This window comes from Gramella sp. AN32, from assembly GCF_023718305.1.
Classification (GTDB): Bacteria; Bacteroidota; Bacteroidia; order Flavobacteriales; family Flavobacteriaceae; genus Christiangramia; species Christiangramia antarctica.
Map to the genome: position 1 here is coordinate 1 of NZ_QEYO01000054.1, position 761 is coordinate 761.

Here is a 761-nt window from a genome sequence, read left to right on the forward strand (position 1 = left end):
CTTAATTAATGACATAATTAATTTAAGTTACTCTCAACCTTAATTACCTTTCTATTCTATATCCTCATCTTGGAAAGATATTTGAAAACAAGTGCCTTCATTGAGTGTACTCTCCACTTTTATTTCGGCATCATGTTCTTCAAGGATATTTTTCACGGAAGTTAAGCCAACCCCAACCCCTTTTTCTTTATTAGTGTAAAAGGCATCAAATAAGCGATCTATTTCGTTTTGATCTAAACCCTTCCCATTGTCTTTTATACTTAAAAAAATAAGATCATTGGGATCTTTTTTAATTTCAATTTCTAATATGCCTTCATTGGGAGTCGTAGCTTCTGTGGCATTTACTAGTATATTAAGCAAGGCAATTAGAAGTTTTTCTTTATCTGCAAGCATATAACAGGGTTCTTCATACTTTTTTATCACTTTTATCCCTGCAAGATAAATCCTATCTGAAGCCTTTTCTAAGGTATCATTTATAATTTCTACAAGATTTTCCTTTTTTAAAATTGGAGGTGTATAATTTGAGGAGTCCAGTAGACTACTGACCAGGTTATTCAGGGTTTTGGTACTTCTGGAAAGAATATCCAAATATTTACTGATTTTTTCCTTTTGCTGGGGATCTAGTTTTTCATTTAGGATATCAGTTGCCATTCCGATACTGGCTAAAGGATTACGTAATTCATGGGCGAAAATACGAGCAACTTCGCCCTGAATGGAAAGACGTTCTGCTTTTAATAAAGCTTCTTGGGTATTTTTCTGTT

General features: G+C 33.2%; 1 protein-coding gene. It reads right to left on the reverse strand.

Annotation, left to right across the window (positions count from 1 at the left end; all coding sequences use genetic code 11):
* Positions 1–51: 51 nt before the first annotated feature.
* The coding region (locus tag DHD80_RS19840) for a HAMP domain-containing sensor histidine kinase (RefSeq protein ID WP_251743210.1) at positions 52–761 on the reverse strand (710 nt) is incomplete at its 5' end.